This is a genomic window from Vibrio sp. 1167 (assembly GCF_033340375.1).
Taxonomy (GTDB): Bacteria; Pseudomonadota; Gammaproteobacteria; order Enterobacterales; family Vibrionaceae; genus Vibrio; species Vibrio alginolyticus.
This window is the reverse complement of sequence record NZ_JAWOWK010000096.1, coordinates 1-514: the sequence shown is the minus strand read 5'-3', so window position 1 is coordinate 514 and position 514 is coordinate 1. Positions and strand designations below refer to the sequence as shown.

Genomic DNA, 514 nt, shown 5'->3' with positions numbered 1-514 from the left:
TGAACGACCTGATGTCAGGTGGTATTCACCTCCTTTGGAAGCGTTTTACGATCGATTGCAGTGGCGCTCGTCCTGGTCAGCGCATTCTGGATCTAGGTGGTGGTACGGGTGACCTAACCGCGAAATTCTCGCGTATTGTGGGTGACCAAGGCCACGTTGTTCTGGCAGATATTAACAACTCAATGCTGAATGTTGGCCGCGACAAACTGCGCGATAACGGCATTGTGGGTAACGTACACTACGTACAAGCTAACGCAGAAGAACTGCCTTTCCCAGATGATTACTTCGATGTGATCACCATCAGCTTCTGTCTTCGTAATGTAACCGACAAAGACAAAGCACTGCGTTCAATGTTTCGCGTCCTTAAGCCAGGTGGTCGTCTATTGGTTTTGGAATTCTCTAAACCAGTTCTCGAACCACTATCAAAAGTGTACGACGCGTACTCATTCCACCTATTGCCAAAAATGGGCGAATTGGTCGCGAATGACGCAGAAAGCTACCGCTACCTTGCTGA

At 48.6% G+C, this 514-nt stretch carries 1 protein-coding gene; it reads left to right on the top strand.

The genetic code is table 11. The annotated features are described in order from the left end of the window. Positions 1–514, top strand: a 514-nt coding sequence (locus R7Z78_RS24620; protein WP_318117044.1) for a class I SAM-dependent methyltransferase, incomplete at both ends; no start/stop codon positions are given.